Source organism: Dellaglioa sp. CoH-56-MRSF-11 (genome assembly GCF_056782135.1).
Genome location: NZ_JBXAYE010000128.1, coordinates 1 through 258 on the forward strand (window position 1 = coordinate 1; position 258 = coordinate 258).

The following is a 258-nucleotide window of genomic DNA, read 5'->3' on the forward strand; positions in this document are numbered from 1 at the left end:
ACGATTTGCATGAACTCGATATACGGGAAAGTCCCGCAATTCGCGACGGCGATCTCACGAGCCTCTTCAACTTGCTCACGCGTCAACGGATTAGCCACGATATTCCGCAGCTCGGCTTGCAGGCCGAAGAAGATGGAAGCGCGGTATTCCTTGTCCGATCGTGCCGAGCAGTACGACGAAGCAAACTGCACGCCGGGCGGCAGTTGAGCTGCGTGGCTCCACTTGTAAACGTCGGTGTCAAGCGCGAGATTGAATTGG

General features: G+C 56.2%; 1 protein-coding gene. It reads right to left on the reverse strand.

Annotation, left to right across the window (positions count from 1 at the left end; genetic code table 11):
• Window positions 1–258: nicotinamide phosphoribosyltransferase domain-containing protein (locus tag AC1RPT_RS08110; protein ID WP_481763041.1), on the reverse strand; the 258-nt coding region annotated here is incomplete at both ends.